We start from the raw sequence: 16,801 nt of genomic DNA, 5'->3' as shown, positions 1-16,801 counted from the left end.
CTTTGCAGCGCAGCTTCCGCACCGCTGAGAAGGCCGTTAACACCTGGTGCGATCAGGTCAAAATCGCCGCGTAGAAACTTGACTCGACTGCTACAAGATCAATTCAGTCAAGGAATCTAGATACAGGCGACTCCCTTGAAAATACCGCGTCTGTCGCGCCTGCGCGCGGTTCGCGGGATACTGCGTCTTATTCAGAACATGCCCGACTCGGCGGTCATCTTGCAGCGCGACTTTCTGGAAGCCGTCAGCCTATTGCCGAAATACAATCTTTCCTTCGACATATGCATTGACCCGCACCAGTCCGAACATACGATCGAGATGGTGAGCAGATGCCCCTCGGTGTCGTTCGTGCCAGACCAAATGGGCAAGCCCGAGGACAGGGAGAATTGGCTCGGCTCATGGCACGAGTCCATGAGCGAGCTATCGTCGCTGCCCAACGTAACCTGCAAACTCTCAGGCTCATTAACGCAGGCCGATCATGCGACATGGAGCGAAGACCAGGTGCCGCCGCTCATTGATCACACGATCGACCGCTTCGGCGTGGATCGGGCATTTCGGCGGCGACTGGCCTGTGCTGGAACTCGCGGCAAGCTACGGGCAATGGGTCGATATCGTCGACCGCGCCACGCAGCACCTGTTGCACGCTGACCGGCGCAAGATCTTTCGCGAGAACGCCATCAAGACTTATCGCCTGGATCAACCGGCCTGGCCTTATCTCAGTTCATGTGCGACGCGCGAAGCGCCCTCGTTCGGCGTTGCACTGCCAGATGTACGCAAACTCACGCCTCTCGTTTCCGGCACGAACTGCACGAGGACGAGACAAACGACTGCAACCAATGCCACGTAATAAGCGGGCGCGAGCGGTGAGCCGGACGCCTGAACGAGAAGTGTCGCGATGAATGGCGTCGTCCCGCCGAAGATTGCCACCGCGGCCTGGTAGGAGATCGCGTGCCCGGTGGCTCGAAAGGCAGTCGGAAAGAACTCCGGCGCGGCAACAAAGCAGGCGCCTCCATACAGCCCGACTCCCACGGCGAGCAGCAGTTGACCGGCAAGCGCGCCGGCAATCGTTCCGGTTGCCGCGAGATACACGCCGGGATACGCCGCGAACGCGAGCCAGGCAGCGCCGAAGGACAGGACGGGCTTGCGCCCGAGCCGGTCGCTTAATACGCCGCCGAGCGGAATCATGAACGACAGTACGACGATGGCCGCCGCGTTCGTGATGAGCGCCGATGTCGGGTCGAGCTTCGCCACCCGAACCAGGAACGTGTACATGAATCCCAGCAGCAAGTAGGATCCGACGGTCTGTATGGGCTGAATCATCGCCACATTCAGCATGCCCCTGAGGCCGCCTGTGCGGATTGCGGTGCGCAGCGGATTCCTCGAATCGGTTCTGCTAGTCGCCTGTTTGTATTCGTCCGGTTCGTCGAGATTGCGCCTCAGCCAGAACCCGACGATGCCGATAAGCCCGCCCGCCAGAAATGGAACGCGCCAGACCCAATCGGCATACGCGCTTGCACCGGCGGCAAACTGAAGGCCGATCAAGAGTCCCGCCACCAACGCGTTGGGCAGATGCGAGAAAATCAAGGTCAGACCGATCCAACCGCCTCTACGGTCATCCGGCGCCGATTCGAGGATGAAGCTGGTCGTGCCCGTCGTCTCGCCACCGAGTGCGAGACCTTGAGCAACGCGGCAAAAGACCAGCAGCGCGGGCGCTGCAATGCCGATGCTCGCATATGTGGGCAAGAGCCCGATTACGGCGGTGCCGAGCGCCATCAACCAGACGGTCATCGCCATGACTTTCACACGGCCGACCTTGTCCGCCATGACGCCGAACAACAGTCCGCCGAGCGGCCGTGCGAAGAATGCAACCGCATAGACGGCGAACGTACTGAGTAGCGCGGCGGTGCGATCGCTGCCGGGGAAGAAGTGAGCCGACAGAATCGGAACGGAGAATCCGAACACCGCGAAGTCGTAGATTTCGCCGAAGTTGCCGATGGAGCCGGCCGAGAGCGTCCGGATCGAGCTTTGCTTTGTCACCTTTCTTCTCCACAAGCGCTTCTATCAACAAACGCGCTCAACAATGGGTTCTGCTAGATTATTCGGCTGAGACGGAGGATGTCGGGCAGGCCAAAATCGCGCACGTCCGGTCGGGCGAGGCCGCGAGAAAGCGCGACGTCCACTGCGATCTCGTAGGCCACTGACCGTTCCCGCAAGAGCGCGGTCAACCCTTGCGAAATGATCTCCCGGTCGGCAGCCGTCAGCGCATCGGAACCGATGAAACGATCAGTCAGCATCAACGGCTTCGGACGCAACGTGCAATCCGCAACGTGTGCAGACGCGGCTTACCGCTTGCGACGCCGCGTACCGCCGACCGTATAGATGGCCGCTGCCGTCACGACCACCGTTCCTTCGATGACGCCCTGATAGTTCGCGCCCAGATTCAGTATGTTGAATCCGTTTGTCAGGGTGAAGAGCAGCAGCGCGCCCGCAAGCGTTTTGATGACGGAGCCTGCGCCGCCAAACAATGATGTGCCGCCAAGAATCGCCGAAGCGATGACAGTCAATTCCGCGCCTTGCATCGCAGTCGGATTGACTGCGCCAAGACGGCTACCGAATAGGATTCCGCCGAAGCCGGCCGCCGCGCTACAGAGAATGAATCCTGCCATCTTGTACCGCTTCACGTTGATGCCCGATAAACGGGCCGCCTCGGGATTGCCACCTACCGCGTACACCCGCCGGCCGACGTTCGTCATGCTCAGAACGAACCAGACGATCAGCGTGAAAACAGCCATGTACACGACGGGCTTCGGCATGGCGAGCGACATCCCGCCGGCCCCGACGAGAGCGAGGCAGCAGACTCCGGCTGCCAGCATGCCGAACGACGTCACCGGGACATTGCGCGATTCACGGCGCGCGCGAACCAGGAAATAGCATCCGGCCAACAGCAGCGTCGCGCCGATGACGATAAGCGGAACGGCTATCGGCAGTCGGCCAGATTCGAAGAGCCGCATCGCCTGCAACGCGTCGGGCGTGTCCACGGATAACGAGCGGCCATCGGTATAGATCTGGACCACTCCGCGAATCGCGGTCAAAGTGCCTAGCGTCACGATGAACGCGTTGATGCCGAGATACTGGACGATCGCGCCATTCAACAGGCCGGCCAAAACCGAGACCAGCATCGCGATGAGCGCAGCCGGCCAGAACCCGACGGTATCCGCGAGCCCGACGACCACTGCGGCAGAAAGCGCCGCCACCGAAGCGACCGAAAGATCGAAGTTGCCGGTGATCAGAATCACCGTCATTGCAACCGCGATGATCGCAACCAGCGACGCCTGATAAAGAACGTTGGAGATATTCGCCACACTGAGGTAACTGGGCCTGCCGGTATAAACCGTGACGCCAGAGATGACCAGTACCAGCAAGATGAGGGCATAGTAGACGCCCATTTCGCGCAGACCGAGTAAGCGCCGCCAGTCCGTCGCGTGTGTCTGCGTCGTCGCGGTCACGCCCTCGGTTGGGCCGCCCGAAGAACCGTTGCCGCCGTGAGACGGGCCGGAATGGGTGGAAGTCGTCAGGTTCATCATTACTCACTCTTTCAAGATTGCGCGGCTGCATGTGGCGTGCTCGCCGAGTTTGCACTCGTGCCGCCTGACAGCAGAATCAGTTCGTGCTCGGAGGTTTCGTGGCCCAGGCGCTCGGCGATGCAGCGTCCATCACGCATGACCAGGACCCGACTGCTCACCGCCAGGATTTCCTCGAACTCCGACGATACGACGATCACCGCCTTTCCCGCGGCCGCCAGTTCTCGCACGAGCAACAGAATGTCGGTCTTCGCACCGATGTCGATTCCGGCGGTCGGCTCGTCCAGCAGGAACACCTTTACATCGCTGAACAGCCACTTCGCAATGGTCACTTTTTGCGCGTTTCCACCGCTCAGTTCGGTTACGAGAATGTCCGGCGAGTTCGCCTTGATCGATAAGCGCCGGATGGCCTCTGCGCCTCGCTGCTGCTCTTGCATCCGGTCCGGCAGCCAGCCTCCGCGCGATACGCCATCGAGCGCGGGAAGCGTCGTGTTGCGCCAAATTTCGAAGCCGGGCACGAGACCCTGCGCCATACGGTCCTCAGGCACGAGCGCCAGCCCCGCCTTCACTGCGGACGCCGTCGACTGGCGGAGCAGCCGGCCTTCAACGCGTACTTCTCCCGTGGCGTCCGGGTCCGCGCCGAAAATCGCATGCAGCAGCTCGCTGCGACCCGAGCCGAGGAGCCCGGCAACGCCCACGACTTCGCCGGCCCTGACGCTCAAGGAGATCGGCTCGAGCTTGTCTCGAGACGCGAGGCCCTTCAGTTCCAGCAGCACAGGGGCCGCCGCATCGACGGGCCGCGACGTCGCCTGTTCGAGCGCGACGATCTGCCGGCCGACGATGGCTTCAGCGATACGCGATTCGTCGAGATCACGCGTCTGCGCGTCCACCACCGCCTGCCCATCTCTCAGAATCGTCACGCGGTCCGTGAGCGCGATCACTTCATCGAGAAAATGCGAGACAAATACAATCGCCTTCTTCTCAACTCTCGAAAGATGCCGCACGATGCGATACACCACCTCGCGTTCACTTGCGGCAAGGGACGCTGTCGGCTCGTCCATCACGATCATTTCGGCGCCCGTGCCAAGCGCTTGCAAAATCGCGACCATCTGACGCTGCCCGATGGACAGATCGCTTACCAGACCGTCCGGCTCGAGCCAGTATCCGACGCGCTCGCACAATTCCGAGAACCGCTGCCGTATCTTCGTGTTTCGTCGCCACCGGCCCTCTTCGCCCAGGAATACGTTCTCGAGCACTGAGAGCGTCGGCACGAGCGGAATGTGCTGGTGGATGGTCGCAATGCCCATGTCGTTCGCGGCTTTCGGACTCGAATATTCGACCGCGGCGCCCTTCCAGACGATTCGTCCGCCGGTGGCTGCAAGCGAGCCGGAGAGAATCTTGATGAGCGTCGATTTGCCAGCGCCGTTTGCGCCCAGTAATCCGTGCACCGTACCGCGCGACACTTCCAGATTGACTCCGCGAAGCGCGGTCAGCCCGTTCGGGAACGTCTTCGTCACACCCTCAAGCTGCAACAGCGGGACTTCGTTTGCCATTTGTCTCTCTCCTGCCACATCGGTTGTCGTCGCTCGTGCTTACCACTCGGGCACGCATTGCGCGAGGCTCGCCTTGGTGACCTGAGGCGTGTCGACATCGACGAACTGTGCCTTCGTCCCGCCGGGGTTCGTCACCGCTGCGTACAGCGCCTTGAACGCGAGCTGCCCCATCTTTCCTGGCTGGATGCAGACGGTTCCATCGACGTCGCCGACCTTGATCGCATTGATGCCAAGACGCGATCCACCGCGCCCGATGAGCTTGGCGTGTGAGCCTGCGGAACGCACAGCGCGAGCGCAGCCGATCACCATGTCATCGGCCTGATTGAAGAACAAATCGATGTCCGGGTGCGCCGTCAGCATGTTCTGGCAGACCGACTCGCCTTTCTCGGGCGTCCAGTCGGTAGGCTGCGAGGCCACGATGCGATACTTGATCCCCGCCTTGTCGAGCGCCTCCTTGAAACCCTGGGTGGTCTGCCATACGGTCGGATAACCGGGCGCACCCTCGACGATTGCGATATTCGCGGTGCGCCCCTTGGGGAGCAGCGTCACGGCGATTTGCCCGGCGTTGTATCCCGCATGCACTTCGTCGCTCGCAACCAGCGCGGTCAGCTTCGGATAAACATCCTTCACAGGATGCTTCTGCGGATCACCGACCTGCGTCGCCACGGCCACGATCGGTATGTTGTGAGACGCGGCCCGATCGACCCAGGCCTGCGCGACCACGGCGTCGATCGGCAGGACGGCGATGCCATCCACCTTTTGCGCGATGAGGTCATCGACCGAATTCCCCTGGCGCTCGACACTGGTTTTCGCATCGAGGACGATCGTCTTGACGCCGGCCGCCTTCGCCGCCGCCTCGAAGCCTTTTGCCGCCGCAACGTTGAACGGGTACTGCATGCCCGCAGCAACGTAGCCAAGCGTGATGTCCTTCGCCAGAGCGACGTCCGCCATGAACGCCAACGCGCTCGCCAGCCAAATCACGCACACTTTCCTGGATTGATTCTTCATTTACGTCTCCGTCGATTTGTTATGTTGTCTTGCTGCTTTCGTTACTTAGATCGTGTTGCGGCGGCGCTTACTACTGAAGCACGCAAACTGGATACGTTTTCTTTAGTGACGCCGGGCGTAGGAATTTCAATGAACGTACGTCTGCGCTCGTTTTTGAACGAATCTTCTGGTATTGAGCTTTTTGTTAAATGCGCACTGTCTTTTGCAGCACTGTCTTCGTGACCATATAGGCGTCGAGCGTCGATGGGCCGCCTTCACGCCCGATGCCGCTGTCCTTGACACCGCCAAAAGGCGTATCGGCGTCCGGCGTGCCGAAATGGTTGATGGAGAGGACCCCGCACTCCAGTTCGCGACCGATACGCTCCGCGTCCTCCAATGAGTTGGTAAAGGCATACGCGGCCAGTCCGACCGAGAGGCTGTTGGCCAGCGCAACGGCCTCGCTGAGATCGTCGACGCGCACGCAAGCAGCAAGCGGGCCGAAGGGCTCTATCGTCATCGCGTCCGCGTCGTTCGGGACGTCGGCAAGAACGGTCGGCGCGAAAAAGTAGCCGCGATCGCCAATACGCTCGCCTCCGGCAGCCACGCGCGCACCGCGTTGCCGGGCGTCCGCCACGAAAGATTGCATGGCCGCCAGCCGCCGTGCGCTTGCCACCGGCCCCATCTGCGCGGTCTTGCTGAAGCCGTCGCCGACGCGGACATCCTTCACCGCATCGGCGAAAGCGGCGACGAAGTCGTCATACACGCTGCTGTGAACGATGAACCGTGATGGCGACGCGCAGATCTGTCCGCTCGCGTTCGTCTTGCCGCGCGCCGCGAGCCGTCCGACTGCCGCGCCATTCACACCCTCGCAGACCAGTACCGGAGCGTGACCGCCGAGTTCCATCAAGACGGGCTTCATAGCCGCCGCGGCGAGTTGCGTGAGGTGCTTGCCGACCTGCACCGACCCCGTAAACGTGACGAGCCGAATGACAGGCGAAGCAATGAGGGCCGACGATATTTCCGCCGGATTGCCGAACACGAGATTCAGCACGCCAGGCGGCAACCCCGCCTCTTCGAAGGCCTTCACCACGAGACATGCGGTAGCGGGCGTTTCTTCGGCCGCCTTCAGAATGACTGAGCACCCCGCCGACAAAGCGGCACTGACTTTGCGGGCGGCCGAACTGATCGGTACGTTCCACGGCGTGAATGCGGCCACCGGTCCGATCGGCTGCCGCAAGATGAACTTCTGCATCTGCGGTTCGCCGGGCACGATCAACCCGTAGTCGCGTAGTGACTGCGCCGCATTCCATTCGAAGAAGTTCATCGAACGGTCGGCTTCCGCGTAGGCATCGGAGTAGAGCTTGCCGTTTTCCAGCGTGATCGTCGTGGCGATGAGCTCGAGCCGCTCGCGCATCAAAGCCGCTGCTTTCTGGATGATCTTGACGCGCTGCTGGGGCGGTGTGTCGCGCCAGATTGAGAATCCGCGTGCGGCTGCGTCCAGGGCACGCGAGAGATCGTCGCCTGTCGCCTTCGGCACCTGTCCCAGTACTTCTTCCGTAGCCGGGTTTCTTACTTCGACCGCTGTTTCGCGCTCGTAGATCCACTCGCCATCGATGAACAGGCCGACGCGCGGATAATGAGTTTGCACCTTGCTTTGATCGCTTTGAAGACTTGCGGTTGACATTGAAGAAATTCCTTTTGCTTAGCTGGTTCAGACCGCGGACACTCTCTCGATCTCGCGAATGTCTCGACGAGACGAAGCGTCCTTCGCAATCATGTCGGCCGCCTTCACGCCGATCATGATGGACGGCGCGTTGGTGTTACCCGACGTGAGATGCGGCATGATCGATGCATCCGCCACCCGCAAGCGCTCGACCCCTCTCACGCGCAGGCGCTCATCCACGACAGCGAGGCGGTCGCGGCCCATCTTGCAGGTGCCCGCCTGATGGTGTGCGGAGTTGCCGGTCATCGCCATCCATTGAAGAATCTGCTCGTCCGTCTCGACCATCGGACCGGGAATCTCTTCTTCGATGACGCGCGATGCGATCGGCGCCGTCGACATGATTCGACGAATCATCTTCACGCCCGCGATCATCGCCCTGTTGTCGTCGTCGTTGCTCAGGAAGTTGGGCTTGAACACGGCGGGATCGTCAGGCTTCGAAGAGCGCAAGGTCACGGTCCCAGTGGCGCGCGGACGCAGCAGGTACACCGATACGCCCATGCCTGGCTGACGATCCACTTCGCACTGGCCGCCAGGATGGTAGGTAAAGGTCATCGGCCGGAAGCTGATCTGCAAGTCCGCATACGCTTCTTCGGGACGGCTCTTCACGAAGGCGCCGACTTGCGAGGAGCCGAGCGCCAGATAGCCTTTGCGCGTCAGCAGATAGCGTGCGCCTTCGAGATACTTCCGGAAGCCGCCCAATTCGAGGTTGTAGGAACTATCCGGCGTCGAGTGATAGCTTCCATGCACATAAAAGTGGTCTTGGAGATTGAGCCCCACGCCCGGTATGTCAACGAGCGTTTTAATGCCGTGTCTTTGCAACTCTTCGTCCGGCCCGATGCCGGATAGCATGAGTATCTGCGGCGAGTTGAGCGATCCGGCCGACAGAATCACTTCCTTCGCTGCATCGAACGTCCTACGCTCTCCCTTAACAACGACTTCGACACCTGTCGCCACATTGCCCTTCAGCACGATGCGTTGCACAGCGGCCTCGGTCAGCACCGTCAGGTTGCGCCGGTGACGCACGGGTTCCACGAAGGCCGTGTAGGCGGAGTAGCGTCGTCCTCCGCGAATGGTGTGCTGCATGAAGCCGACGCCGTCGTGCACTGCACCGTTGAAGTCCTCCGTGGGAGGAACGCCCAAACGCGCCGCGGCCTCGATAAAATCACGTGAGCTACGGACCTTCAATACGGGATCGCTGACCCACAGCGGTCCGCCTGCGCCGCGATAGTCGTTCGCGCCGCGCTCGTTGTGCTCCATCTGTTTGAAGTACGTCAGGAGATCGTCGTAGCCCCACCCCGGATTTCCCAGGTCGCGCCAACTGTCGAAGTCGTTACGATGTCCACGAATAAAGATCATTCCGTTGATGGAACTCGAGCCCCCCAGTGTCTTACCGCGCGGCCAATACATCTTTCGGTTGTAAAGCGCCGGCATCGAATCGGTGTGGTAATTCCAGTTGAGCTCTTTATGAAAGTACAGCTTCGCCATGCCGGCCGGTGTGTTCACCCAGAACCTGTCGGCGGGAGGCCCGGCTTCCAGAAGCAAGACCTTGTTCTCTGGGTTATCGCTCAGGCCACGTGCAAGCGCGCAGCCCGCCGATCCCGCTCCGATGATGATGTAGTCGTAGATTTCCATGCCGTCCAACTGCTGGTTCATAAGTGGGCGTTGCTGTTTGATGAAGGTTATTTCCCAGTTGACGGTTAGGTCTAGTTGGTTTTTCTGGCGTTGAGGGTAAGCATTGCTGAACTGATCTTCGGTCGGCATGCAGACCGTCCGCAGACGCCCGTCACAGCGTCTTTCGCCTGTCGGCATTAGGGTGGCCGATCATTCAAAGCCCGCGCTTCCTAAGGGAAACACCTAGTCCGCGGCCTCGTCTGATTGCCTGCGACGTTGCGATTTGCACTGACCTATCGCAAGAGCGCGCTTTTGTTCTCCGAAGCTCGCGTATATCCTCGCCTTTCCTTTTTCCATGTCGACAGGAGAACACCATGTCCGAGGTATCCGCGATTGCCATCTCTTTTGCAAAGCCGGGCTACGAGGAGAAGTTGGCCGACGCGCTCGAAGGCTTGCTCGCGCCCGTTCACGAAGAAGACGGCGTGCTTCAGTACGAGATGTACCGCGATATGCAAGAGCCGCGCTGCTTCGTCTTTATCGAACGATGGGAAAGCCTGGAAACTTTCAACGCGCATTGCATATCGCCGCATGTCAAGGCTTACCTGACGAAAACCGAAGGCTGGGTCGAGAGCAACAAGATTCATGTGCTGAAGAAAGGGAAATAACCGGTTCAAGATGGGCCTTCAGCCTTGCTTACCGTCGAGCGAACAAAAACGAACTGGACCTGAGAGGCAACGAGGCAATAACCTGATTCGAAAGGAGACACCTCACCGCGTCATTTCCATTACAAGAGCATATCCATGAAAGAGCATCAGGCGACGCTTGTGGCCGACGGCTTCATCTTCCTGGAGGCGCCACGCTGGTTTGACAATCGCCTTTGGGTCTCAGACGTTTTCGATTCCAAGCTTTATGTCGTCGCTGAAGACGGTACGCGCAGCGTCGTTTGTGAGGTACCGGGACGCCCGGCGGGAATCGGCTTTCTGCCGGACAAGACGCCCATTGTCGTGTCATGCGCGCAAAGGAAACTAATGATGGTGTCGAACGGCGCCCTTTCGGTTTATGCGGACCTGAGCGATATAGCGAGTGGTGACCTCAACGATCTCGTCGTCGATGATGCCGGCCGCGTTTATGTCGGGAATTTCGGCTACGACCTGTTCGGCGGAGCGCCGATACGACCGACGGATATGCACGCGGTCGAGCCTGACGGTTCCATTCGCGTCGCAGCCGAGGGACTGGAATTCCCCAATGGAGCCGTGATCAAGGACGACGGCCGCACGCTCGTGGTAGCCGAGACCTGGTGCTGCAGGCTGACTGCGTACGACAGAGCGAATGACGGCAGGCTATCCAACAGGCGTCTCTTCGCGAACCTCAAGGGCAGACAGCCCGATGGGATCTGTGCAGACAAGCACGGCGCCATCTGGGCGGGTTGCTATAACACCGGCGAGTTCGTTCGTGTAGTGGAAGGTGGCGAGATCACGGACCGCATACGGTTCGAGGGTAACGCCGTGTCATGCACGCTAGGCGGCAGAGAGGGAAATACACTCTATTGTTGCGTGTACCTCGGATCGGATGAACAACTGCAAGCGCGACAGCCGCGCAGCGCCATATTCAAAACGGAGATATGAAGCAATGACGACTCATCGCAAGTGGAACTATGAAGGGAAAGTGGCTTTCGTGACCGGCGCGGCAAACGGCATCGGGCAGGCAACTGCCTTGGCTTTCGCGCAGGAAGGCGCGGATGTCGTCGTGGTCGATCTCTCGGAAGAAGGCGCACAGGCGACTGTGCGGATGGTCGAAGTGGAGGGGGTTCGCGCGCTCGCGGTGAAATGCGATGTCTCGAAGCCCGACGACGTGCAAGCGGCGCTCGCCGCAACCATCGATAAATTCGGCCGGCTCGACTTCGCGTTCAATAACGCAGGCATCGAGCAGGCGCTCGCCTACACGGCCGAGATTCCCGACGAAGCGTTCGAACGCATCCTGCGCGTGAATCTCGGCGGCGTCTTTTACTGCATGAAGTACCAGATCCCGATCATGCTCAAAAACGGCGGCGGTTCGATTGTCAATACATCGTCTGGCGCGGGCGTGGTTGGCATCCGTGGTCAAGGCGCCTATTGTGCGTCTAAGCACGGCGTCATTGGTCTCACAAAGTCGGCAGCGCTCGAGTACGGCAAAGATGGCGTGCGCATCAACGCTGTGTGTCCGGGCATCATCGATACGCCGATGATCGGCCGCTTCACGCAAGGCACCGAAGAGAACCGCAAGCGGATGATCGCGCAAGAGCCCATTGGCCGCCTTGGCCGCCCGGAGGAGATCGCCAATACGGTCCTCTGGCTGTGTTCTGATGTAGCGGGTTTCGCGATCGGTCATGCAGTCGTGGTCGACGGCGGGCAGACAGCAGGCCTCTGACCGACAAGTCGACGCCTAGGTTCGATGCGTTCGCGGGATCATGGAGACAGGTGCGTGAAGACATATCAGCTGTGGATCAATGGGAAGCACGAGGATCCCACAAAAGGCGAGTGGATCGACACAGTGAATCCCTACACCGGAGAGCCGTGGGCAAGGATCCCTCGCGGGACGGCTGAAGATTCGGCCCGTGCCGTAAAGGCCGCCAAGCGCGCGCTGGACGACAGCCCGTGGAGCCGGATGACAGCAACCGAGCGCGGCAAGGTGATGCGGCGCATAGGCGATCTGATCGTCCAGCATGCCACGCCACTCGCCGCAACAGAGACGCAGGACAACGGCAAAGTCTTCACGGAGATGCAGGGTCAGTTGAAGACCATTCCCGAATACTGGTACTACTACGGTGGGCTTGCTGACAAGATCGAAGGTGCGGTCATGCCGGTGGAGAAGGCCGACGTCTTCGCTTTTACCACGCATGAGCCAGTGGGCGTCGTCGCGGCGCTGACCGCATGGAATTCGCCGCTGCAATTTTTGTCGTTAAAGTGCGCTCCCGCGTTGGCCGCCGGCTGCACGGTCGTCGTCAAGCCTTCGGAATTTGCATCGGCGAGTTCACTGGAATTTGCTGCGCTCACCAAAGAAGCCGGACTGCCCGATGGCGTCTTTAATGTTATAACGGGCTTTGGCAACGAAGCTGGCGCTGCGCTCGTCGAGCACGAGGATGTTGCAAAGATCAGCTTCACCGGCTCGGACATCACAGGCAAGCGGATCTACGAGACTGCGGCCCGAGGCATGAAGCGCGTCGCGATGGAGCTGGGCGGGAAGTCGCCGAATATCGTTTTCGAGGATGCGGACCTCGATGCTGCCGCAGTCGGCGTCGTCTCAGGCATCTTTGGTGCGGCCGGCCAGATGTGCATCTCCGGTTCGCGGCTGCTCGTGCAGAATTCGATCAAGGAGCGTTTCACTGAGTGCCTGCTCGCTCTCGCGCGAGGTGTGAATCTCGGCGACCCGATGCAACCGGAAACGAACGTCGGGCCCATCGCAACGCCTCCTCAATATGCGAAGGTGCTTGACTACATCGAGATCGCAAGACGCGAGGGCGCCCGTTGCATTCTCGGCGGCAAGCCCGCGGCCGGTCCCGGTGTAACGGGCGGCCAGTTCGTCGAGCCGACCATCTTCACGAACGTCACTAACGACATGCGCATTGCGCAAGAGGAAGTCTTCGGTCCGGTGCTGTCCATCATCGGGTTCGATGACGAGCAACATGCCGTGGCGTTGGCGAACAGCGTGATTTACGGTCTGGTCGCGGGCGTGTGGACCGCGAACATCGGCCGAGCGATGCGCATGACAAAGGCACTGAAAGCCGGCACCGTCTGGGTCAATACATACCGGGCCTACAGTTTCATGATGCCGTTTGGCGGCATGAAGATGTCGGGCATCGGTCGCGAGAACGGAATCGAAGCGGTTCATGAGTTCCTTGAGACCAAGAGCGTCTTTCTGTCTACCTCCGAGAGGGCGCCCACGAATCCGTTCGTGCAGCGGTAGCAGCGGTCCTGGTCATACGCGGTAAGACGCACTTACCACCACGCCGAGAAAATGCGACTCGACGCACAACGTGCCGTGGCGCACCATCACTTTGCGCCGCATTGTTCCTGCGGCGGTCGGCCGGGGACGTCATCGGCAATGAAAGTCAGGAGGAGATAAATGCGCATCGGTTATATCGGGCTGGGCGCCATGGGTGGCGCGCTCGCGCGTCATCTGATCGGCAAGTTTCCGTTGAGCGTGTTCGATTTGAACGAGAAGACTGTGAGTGCTTTCGTCGAACTGGGCGCCACAGCGGCAGCAACGCCCGCGGAACTCGCGCGTAACAGCGACGTCGTGCTGCTTTGCTTGCCGAGGAGCTCGGACGTCCAGGCGGTGCTCTTCGGTGCTAACGGAGTGGCCGATGGGCTAGCGCCGGGAAAGATCGTCGTCGATCAGACCAGTGGCGTGCCGGCAGAAACCAACGGGTTTGCTCGTCAACTCGAAGAGATGGGCGTCACATTGTTCGACGCACCTGTCTCCGGTGCGATGGCTACGGCCATTGCCGGGACCATTTCGATCATCGCCTCGGGCCCGCACGACGCGTTTCAGAAGACGCTGCCGGTACTGCACGCGATCAGCCCGAACGTCTTTCATTGCGGCGAGCGCGTGGGTAACGGTCAGACCATGAAGACCGTGAACAATATGATGAACGTCAGTTGCCGCCTGGCGACTCTGGAGGTCGTGGCCATGGGGCGAAAGTTCGGCCTGCCCCTCGAACTCATGACCGAGGCGATCAACGCAACGACGGCTCGTAACTACACCTCGCAGGGCATGCTGCCTGCCATCGCGGAAGGGCGTCAGTCCACCAAGTTCTGGCTCGCGCTTCAAGTGAAAGACATCCATCAGGCGATCGGTTTGGCCGCAGAGCAGAAAGTCCCCATGCCCATAGGCGGCGCTGCGCGCTCGCTTCTGCAGATCGGCCTAAATTCGCTCGGCAAGGACGCCCAACTCGAACAGATGATCGGCGTCATCGAGTCGATGGCCGATACCAAGTTCGCTGATCTGCAGAAGAATGTCGCGAACCAGGAGGCAAAGTGACTACGATTGCAATGGCGGGAAGCGGTGATATAGCCGCGTTTGTCGCGCGCGCGTTGGCGAAGACGCATTCGGTTCGAATCTTCGACACAAACAATGGCTCTCTGCAATGCGAGGGCGCCGAACAAGCGAAGAGCCTTGTGGATCTGGCCAAGGGCGCAGACGTCGTCGTGCTATGCACCGATGCCGATGACGCGCGCGAGGCGCTGCTTCGCGACACGGACTGGCTAAAGGGCATCTCCGTTGTCATCGACGTGGGGCAAGGTGACCCGGACAATAGCCGGTCGCTTTCGAAGAACTTGAACGACATCGGCATCACGCTTGTCGATGCACCTCTTCACACCGAGAACACTGAAGCGATTGCCGACGCATCGGTGATTTTCTTTGGTGGCCCGGCCGACGTACTCGGTTCTGTGCGACCGATTCTTGAAGCGGTGTGCCCGAAGGTGATTCACTGCGGCGATGCCGGGAGCGGGCACGCCATGCGTCTGGTCGTCGCGGCAATTGCGGCATGCAACCGCCTCATCACCTATGAGTGCGCCGCCATGGGCGCCAAGAACGGACTCACAGTTGCAGATATGGCCACCGTGTTGAACAAAAGCTCGGGCTACAACAGTGCGTCCGCGCGTGTGCTTCCGGCTCTCGCCGCGAATGCGCAAACGGCTAATGCAACGGTGGGCAACTGCGCGAGCGACTTGAGAAAAGCATCGGCGCTAGGCATGCGTTACGGGGCACCGATGCTCATCGCGACCATGGTCCGGTCCACGCTCGATGCTGCGTCCCACCGACTCGGCGAATCGGCGAGTATCGACGCGTTGGCGAAGATCTGGGAGATCGATGCGGGGTTGCCAGCGTCAAGCTCACATTGATTCTCCGATGGACTCTGCGGACGGCGGTTCGCGCAACTCAGTCTAACCACCAATACGGGGCAACGGAATCCCCGAGGGAGCGAAGCAATGGCGCAGGCACTGCTCGGCTGCATCGCCGACGACTTCACCGGCGCGACCGATCTGGCCAATATGCTGGTGCGCGGCGGCATGCGCACGGTTCTAACTATCGGTGTACCGGATACAGATGTAAAAATCGAAGCCGATGCGCTCGTCGTCGCGCTAAAGTCGCGCACGATTCCCCGCAAACAAGCCGTGCGGCAATCGCTCGATGCGCTCGAGTGGTTGCGCGCACAGGGCTGCCGGCAGTTCTTCTTCAAATGTTGCTCGACGTTCGACTCTACGAATCGAGGCAATATCGGCCCGGTCGCGGATGCGTTGCTCGATGCGTTGAGGGGCGACTTCGCCATCGCCTGCCCGGCGTTTCCAGAAAACGGCCGAACGGTGTTTCGCGGCAATCTTTTCGTCGGCGACGTGTTGCTGAACGAATCGGGCATGGAGAATCACCCGCTCACGCCCATGTCCGATTCCAATCTCGTACGGGTGTTGCAGCGGCAGACCAAGTCCATAGTCGGACTCATTCGATACGACATCATCGCGAAAGGCGCAGAGGCCGTGCGTGCGCGCATCGAAGAGTTGAAGGAGGACGGCGCGCGGATGGCCATTGCCGACGCACTTTCGGATGCCGATCTGTACACAATCGGCCGGGCATGCCGCGACCTCTCATTGGTTACTGGCGGGTCGGGGATAGCGCTCGGGTTGCCACAGAACTTCCACTCGGCGGACCTGCTCGTGTACGCGGGCGATGCCGCCGATCTTCCGCGCATCGACGGCGGCTCGGTCGTGCTCGCCGGGAGCGCATCGAAGGCGACTAATGCGCAGGTGGCCGAGTGGCGTGCATCGCGGCCGAGCTTTCGCATCGACCCGATCGCGCTGTCTCGCGGCGAACCGGTGGTCGAGTGTGCTGTCGAATTCGTGCGCGGACACGATGAAACGGTGCTGATCTACGCCACGACATCGACGGACGAAGTGAAGCTTGCGCAGAAGGAATTGGGCGTTGAGAAGGCGGGGCATTTGGTCGAAGCTGCGCTGGCCTCCATCGCGTGCAAATTACGTGAAGTGGGTGTGCGCAAGTTCGTTGTTGCAGGCGGTGAAACGTCAGGTGCAGTAGTTCAGGCGCTCGATGTCCGCTCGCTGCGCATTGGACCGCAAATCGATCCTGGGATACCGGCGACGCAATCCATTAGTGCCAAGCCGCTGGGACTGGCTCTGAAGTCTGGCAATTTTGGGACGATCAACTTCTTCGCCAAAGCCCTGGAAGCGTTGAACGGCGCGCAAGTGGCCGCCTGATGAAGATGCACCTGATATGGCGAAACGCCTTCCATTTGAGACTCTGCAGGAAGACGCTCCAGGATGTGTGACTACTCGTGCATCCTGGAGCGT

Annotated in this window: 15 protein-coding genes; 8 read left to right on the top strand and 7 right to left on the bottom strand. The window is 60.4% G+C overall.

Annotated elements, in window-relative coordinates; genetic code table 11:
- Positions 1 to 135: 135 nt before the first annotated feature.
- Positions 136 to 648 carry an amidohydrolase family protein gene (locus AWB81_RS49285; RefSeq protein ID WP_510183679.1) on the top strand — a complete coding sequence of 171 codons (513 nt, stop codon included), beginning with the start codon at positions 136 to 138 and terminating at the stop codon, positions 646 to 648.
- Between the two features lie 63 nt (positions 649 to 711).
- Here the strand turns inward: AWB81_RS49285 and AWB81_RS27640 are convergent, their stop codons facing one another.
- The 7 genes from AWB81_RS27640 to AWB81_RS27610 form a co-directional block, all read right to left on the bottom strand.
- Positions 712 to 2,037 (bottom strand): MFS transporter, encoded by a 1,326-nt coding sequence (locus AWB81_RS27640; protein WP_062639705.1) that lies wholly within the window; start codon positions 2,035 to 2,037, stop codon positions 712 to 714.
- A 53-nt stretch (positions 2,038 to 2,090) separates the two neighbouring features.
- Positions 2,091 to 2,294, bottom strand: coding sequence for a hypothetical protein (locus AWB81_RS27635; protein WP_062639704.1), 204 nt, complete (start codon positions 2,292 to 2,294; stop codon positions 2,091 to 2,093).
- 48 nt (positions 2,295 to 2,342) lie between these two features.
- Positions 2,343 to 3,584, bottom strand: coding sequence for an ABC transporter permease subunit (locus AWB81_RS27630; protein ID WP_235023463.1), 1,242 nt, complete (start codon positions 3,582 to 3,584; stop codon positions 2,343 to 2,345).
- Positions 3,585 to 3,595: 11 nt separating this feature from the next.
- Positions 3,596 to 5,134: a sugar ABC transporter ATP-binding protein gene (locus tag AWB81_RS27625; protein ID WP_062639703.1), complete on the bottom strand. Its 1,539-nt coding sequence runs from the start codon at positions 5,132 to 5,134 to the stop codon at positions 3,596 to 3,598.
- A gap of 39 nt (positions 5,135 to 5,173) precedes the next feature.
- A complete protein-coding gene (locus tag AWB81_RS27620) occupies positions 5,174 to 6,142 on the bottom strand; it encodes a sugar ABC transporter substrate-binding protein (protein WP_062639702.1) in 969 nt (322 codons plus the stop codon).
- A gap of 184 nt (positions 6,143 to 6,326) precedes the next feature.
- On the bottom strand, positions 6,327 to 7,805 hold the full coding sequence (locus AWB81_RS27615) for an NAD-dependent succinate-semialdehyde dehydrogenase (protein ID WP_062639701.1): 1,479 nt from the start codon (positions 7,803 to 7,805) through the stop codon (positions 6,327 to 6,329).
- Between the two features lie 27 nt (positions 7,806 to 7,832).
- On the bottom strand, positions 7,833 to 9,476 hold the full coding sequence (locus AWB81_RS27610) for a GMC family oxidoreductase (RefSeq protein WP_062639709.1): 1,644 nt from the start codon (positions 9,474 to 9,476) through the stop codon (positions 7,833 to 7,835).
- A gap of 353 nt (positions 9,477 to 9,829) precedes the next feature.
- Between AWB81_RS27610 and AWB81_RS27605 the strand changes: the two genes are divergently transcribed.
- From AWB81_RS27605 to otnK, 7 genes are all read left to right on the top strand, one after another.
- On the top strand, positions 9,830 to 10,120 hold the full coding sequence (locus AWB81_RS27605) for a putative quinol monooxygenase (RefSeq protein ID WP_062639700.1): 291 nt from the start codon (positions 9,830 to 9,832) through the stop codon (positions 10,118 to 10,120).
- 135 nt (positions 10,121 to 10,255) lie between these two features.
- Positions 10,256 to 11,080 carry an SMP-30/gluconolactonase/LRE family protein gene (locus AWB81_RS27600; protein ID WP_062639699.1) on the top strand — a complete coding sequence of 275 codons (825 nt, stop codon included), beginning with the start codon at positions 10,256 to 10,258 and terminating at the stop codon, positions 11,078 to 11,080.
- A gap of 4 nt (positions 11,081 to 11,084) precedes the next feature.
- Positions 11,085 to 11,861 (top strand): glucose 1-dehydrogenase, encoded by a 777-nt coding sequence (locus AWB81_RS27595; RefSeq protein ID WP_062639698.1) that lies wholly within the window; start codon positions 11,085 to 11,087, stop codon positions 11,859 to 11,861.
- A gap of 54 nt (positions 11,862 to 11,915) precedes the next feature.
- Positions 11,916 to 13,397: an aldehyde dehydrogenase gene (locus AWB81_RS27590; RefSeq protein WP_062639697.1), complete on the top strand. Its 1,482-nt coding sequence runs from the start codon at positions 11,916 to 11,918 to the stop codon at positions 13,395 to 13,397.
- Positions 13,398 to 13,556: 159 nt separating this feature from the next.
- A complete protein-coding gene (locus AWB81_RS27585; protein WP_062639696.1) occupies positions 13,557 to 14,474 on the top strand; it encodes an NAD(P)-dependent oxidoreductase in 918 nt (305 codons plus the stop codon).
- An 11-nt stretch (positions 14,475 to 14,485) separates the two neighbouring features.
- Entirely contained in the window at positions 14,486 to 15,340 is an 855-nt protein-coding gene (locus tag AWB81_RS27580; protein WP_235025933.1) for an NAD(P)-dependent oxidoreductase, read from the top strand.
- Between the two features lie 87 nt (positions 15,341 to 15,427).
- On the top strand, positions 15,428 to 16,708 hold the full coding sequence (otnK, locus tag AWB81_RS27575; RefSeq protein WP_062639694.1) for a 3-oxo-tetronate kinase: 1,281 nt from the start codon (positions 15,428 to 15,430) through the stop codon (positions 16,706 to 16,708).
- Positions 16,709 to 16,801 lie beyond the last annotated feature (93 nt).

The organism is Caballeronia arationis (assembly GCF_001544975.2).
In the GTDB taxonomy this organism is placed as follows: domain Bacteria; phylum Pseudomonadota; class Gammaproteobacteria; order Burkholderiales; family Burkholderiaceae; genus Caballeronia; species Caballeronia arationis.
This window is presented reverse-complemented; position numbering and strand designations above follow the sequence as displayed.

Excerpts from the sequence above, each read along its gene's own strand:
- AWB81_RS27635 (WP_062639704.1), bottom strand. The coding sequence starts at position 2,294 with ATGCTGACTGATCGTTTCATCGGTTCCGATGCGCTGACGGCTGCCGAC.
- AWB81_RS27630 (WP_235023463.1), bottom strand. The coding sequence starts at position 3,584 with ATGATGAACCTGACGACTTCCACCCATTCCGGCCCGTCTCACGGCGGC.
- AWB81_RS27625 (WP_062639703.1), bottom strand. The coding sequence starts at position 5,134 with ATGGCAAACGAAGTCCCGCTGTTGCAGCTTGAGGGTGTGACGAAGACG.
- AWB81_RS27620 (WP_062639702.1), bottom strand. The coding sequence starts at position 6,142 with ATGAAGAATCAATCCAGGAAAGTGTGCGTGATTTGGCTGGCGAGCGCG.
- AWB81_RS27615 (WP_062639701.1), bottom strand. The coding sequence starts at position 7,805 with ATGTCAACCGCAAGTCTTCAAAGCGATCAAAGCAAGGTGCAAACTCAT.
- AWB81_RS27610 (WP_062639709.1), bottom strand. The coding sequence starts at position 9,476 with ATGGAAATCTACGACTACATCATCATCGGAGCGGGATCGGCGGGCTGC.
- AWB81_RS27605 (WP_062639700.1), top strand. The coding sequence starts at position 9,830 with ATGTCCGAGGTATCCGCGATTGCCATCTCTTTTGCAAAGCCGGGCTAC.
- AWB81_RS27600 (WP_062639699.1), top strand. The coding sequence starts at position 10,256 with ATGAAAGAGCATCAGGCGACGCTTGTGGCCGACGGCTTCATCTTCCTG.
- AWB81_RS27595 (WP_062639698.1), top strand. The coding sequence starts at position 11,085 with ATGACGACTCATCGCAAGTGGAACTATGAAGGGAAAGTGGCTTTCGTG.
- AWB81_RS27585 (WP_062639696.1), top strand. The coding sequence starts at position 13,557 with ATGCGCATCGGTTATATCGGGCTGGGCGCCATGGGTGGCGCGCTCGCG.
- AWB81_RS27580 (WP_235025933.1), top strand. The coding sequence starts at position 14,486 with ATGGCGGGAAGCGGTGATATAGCCGCGTTTGTCGCGCGCGCGTTGGCG.
- otnK (WP_062639694.1), top strand. The coding sequence starts at position 15,428 with ATGGCGCAGGCACTGCTCGGCTGCATCGCCGACGACTTCACCGGCGCG.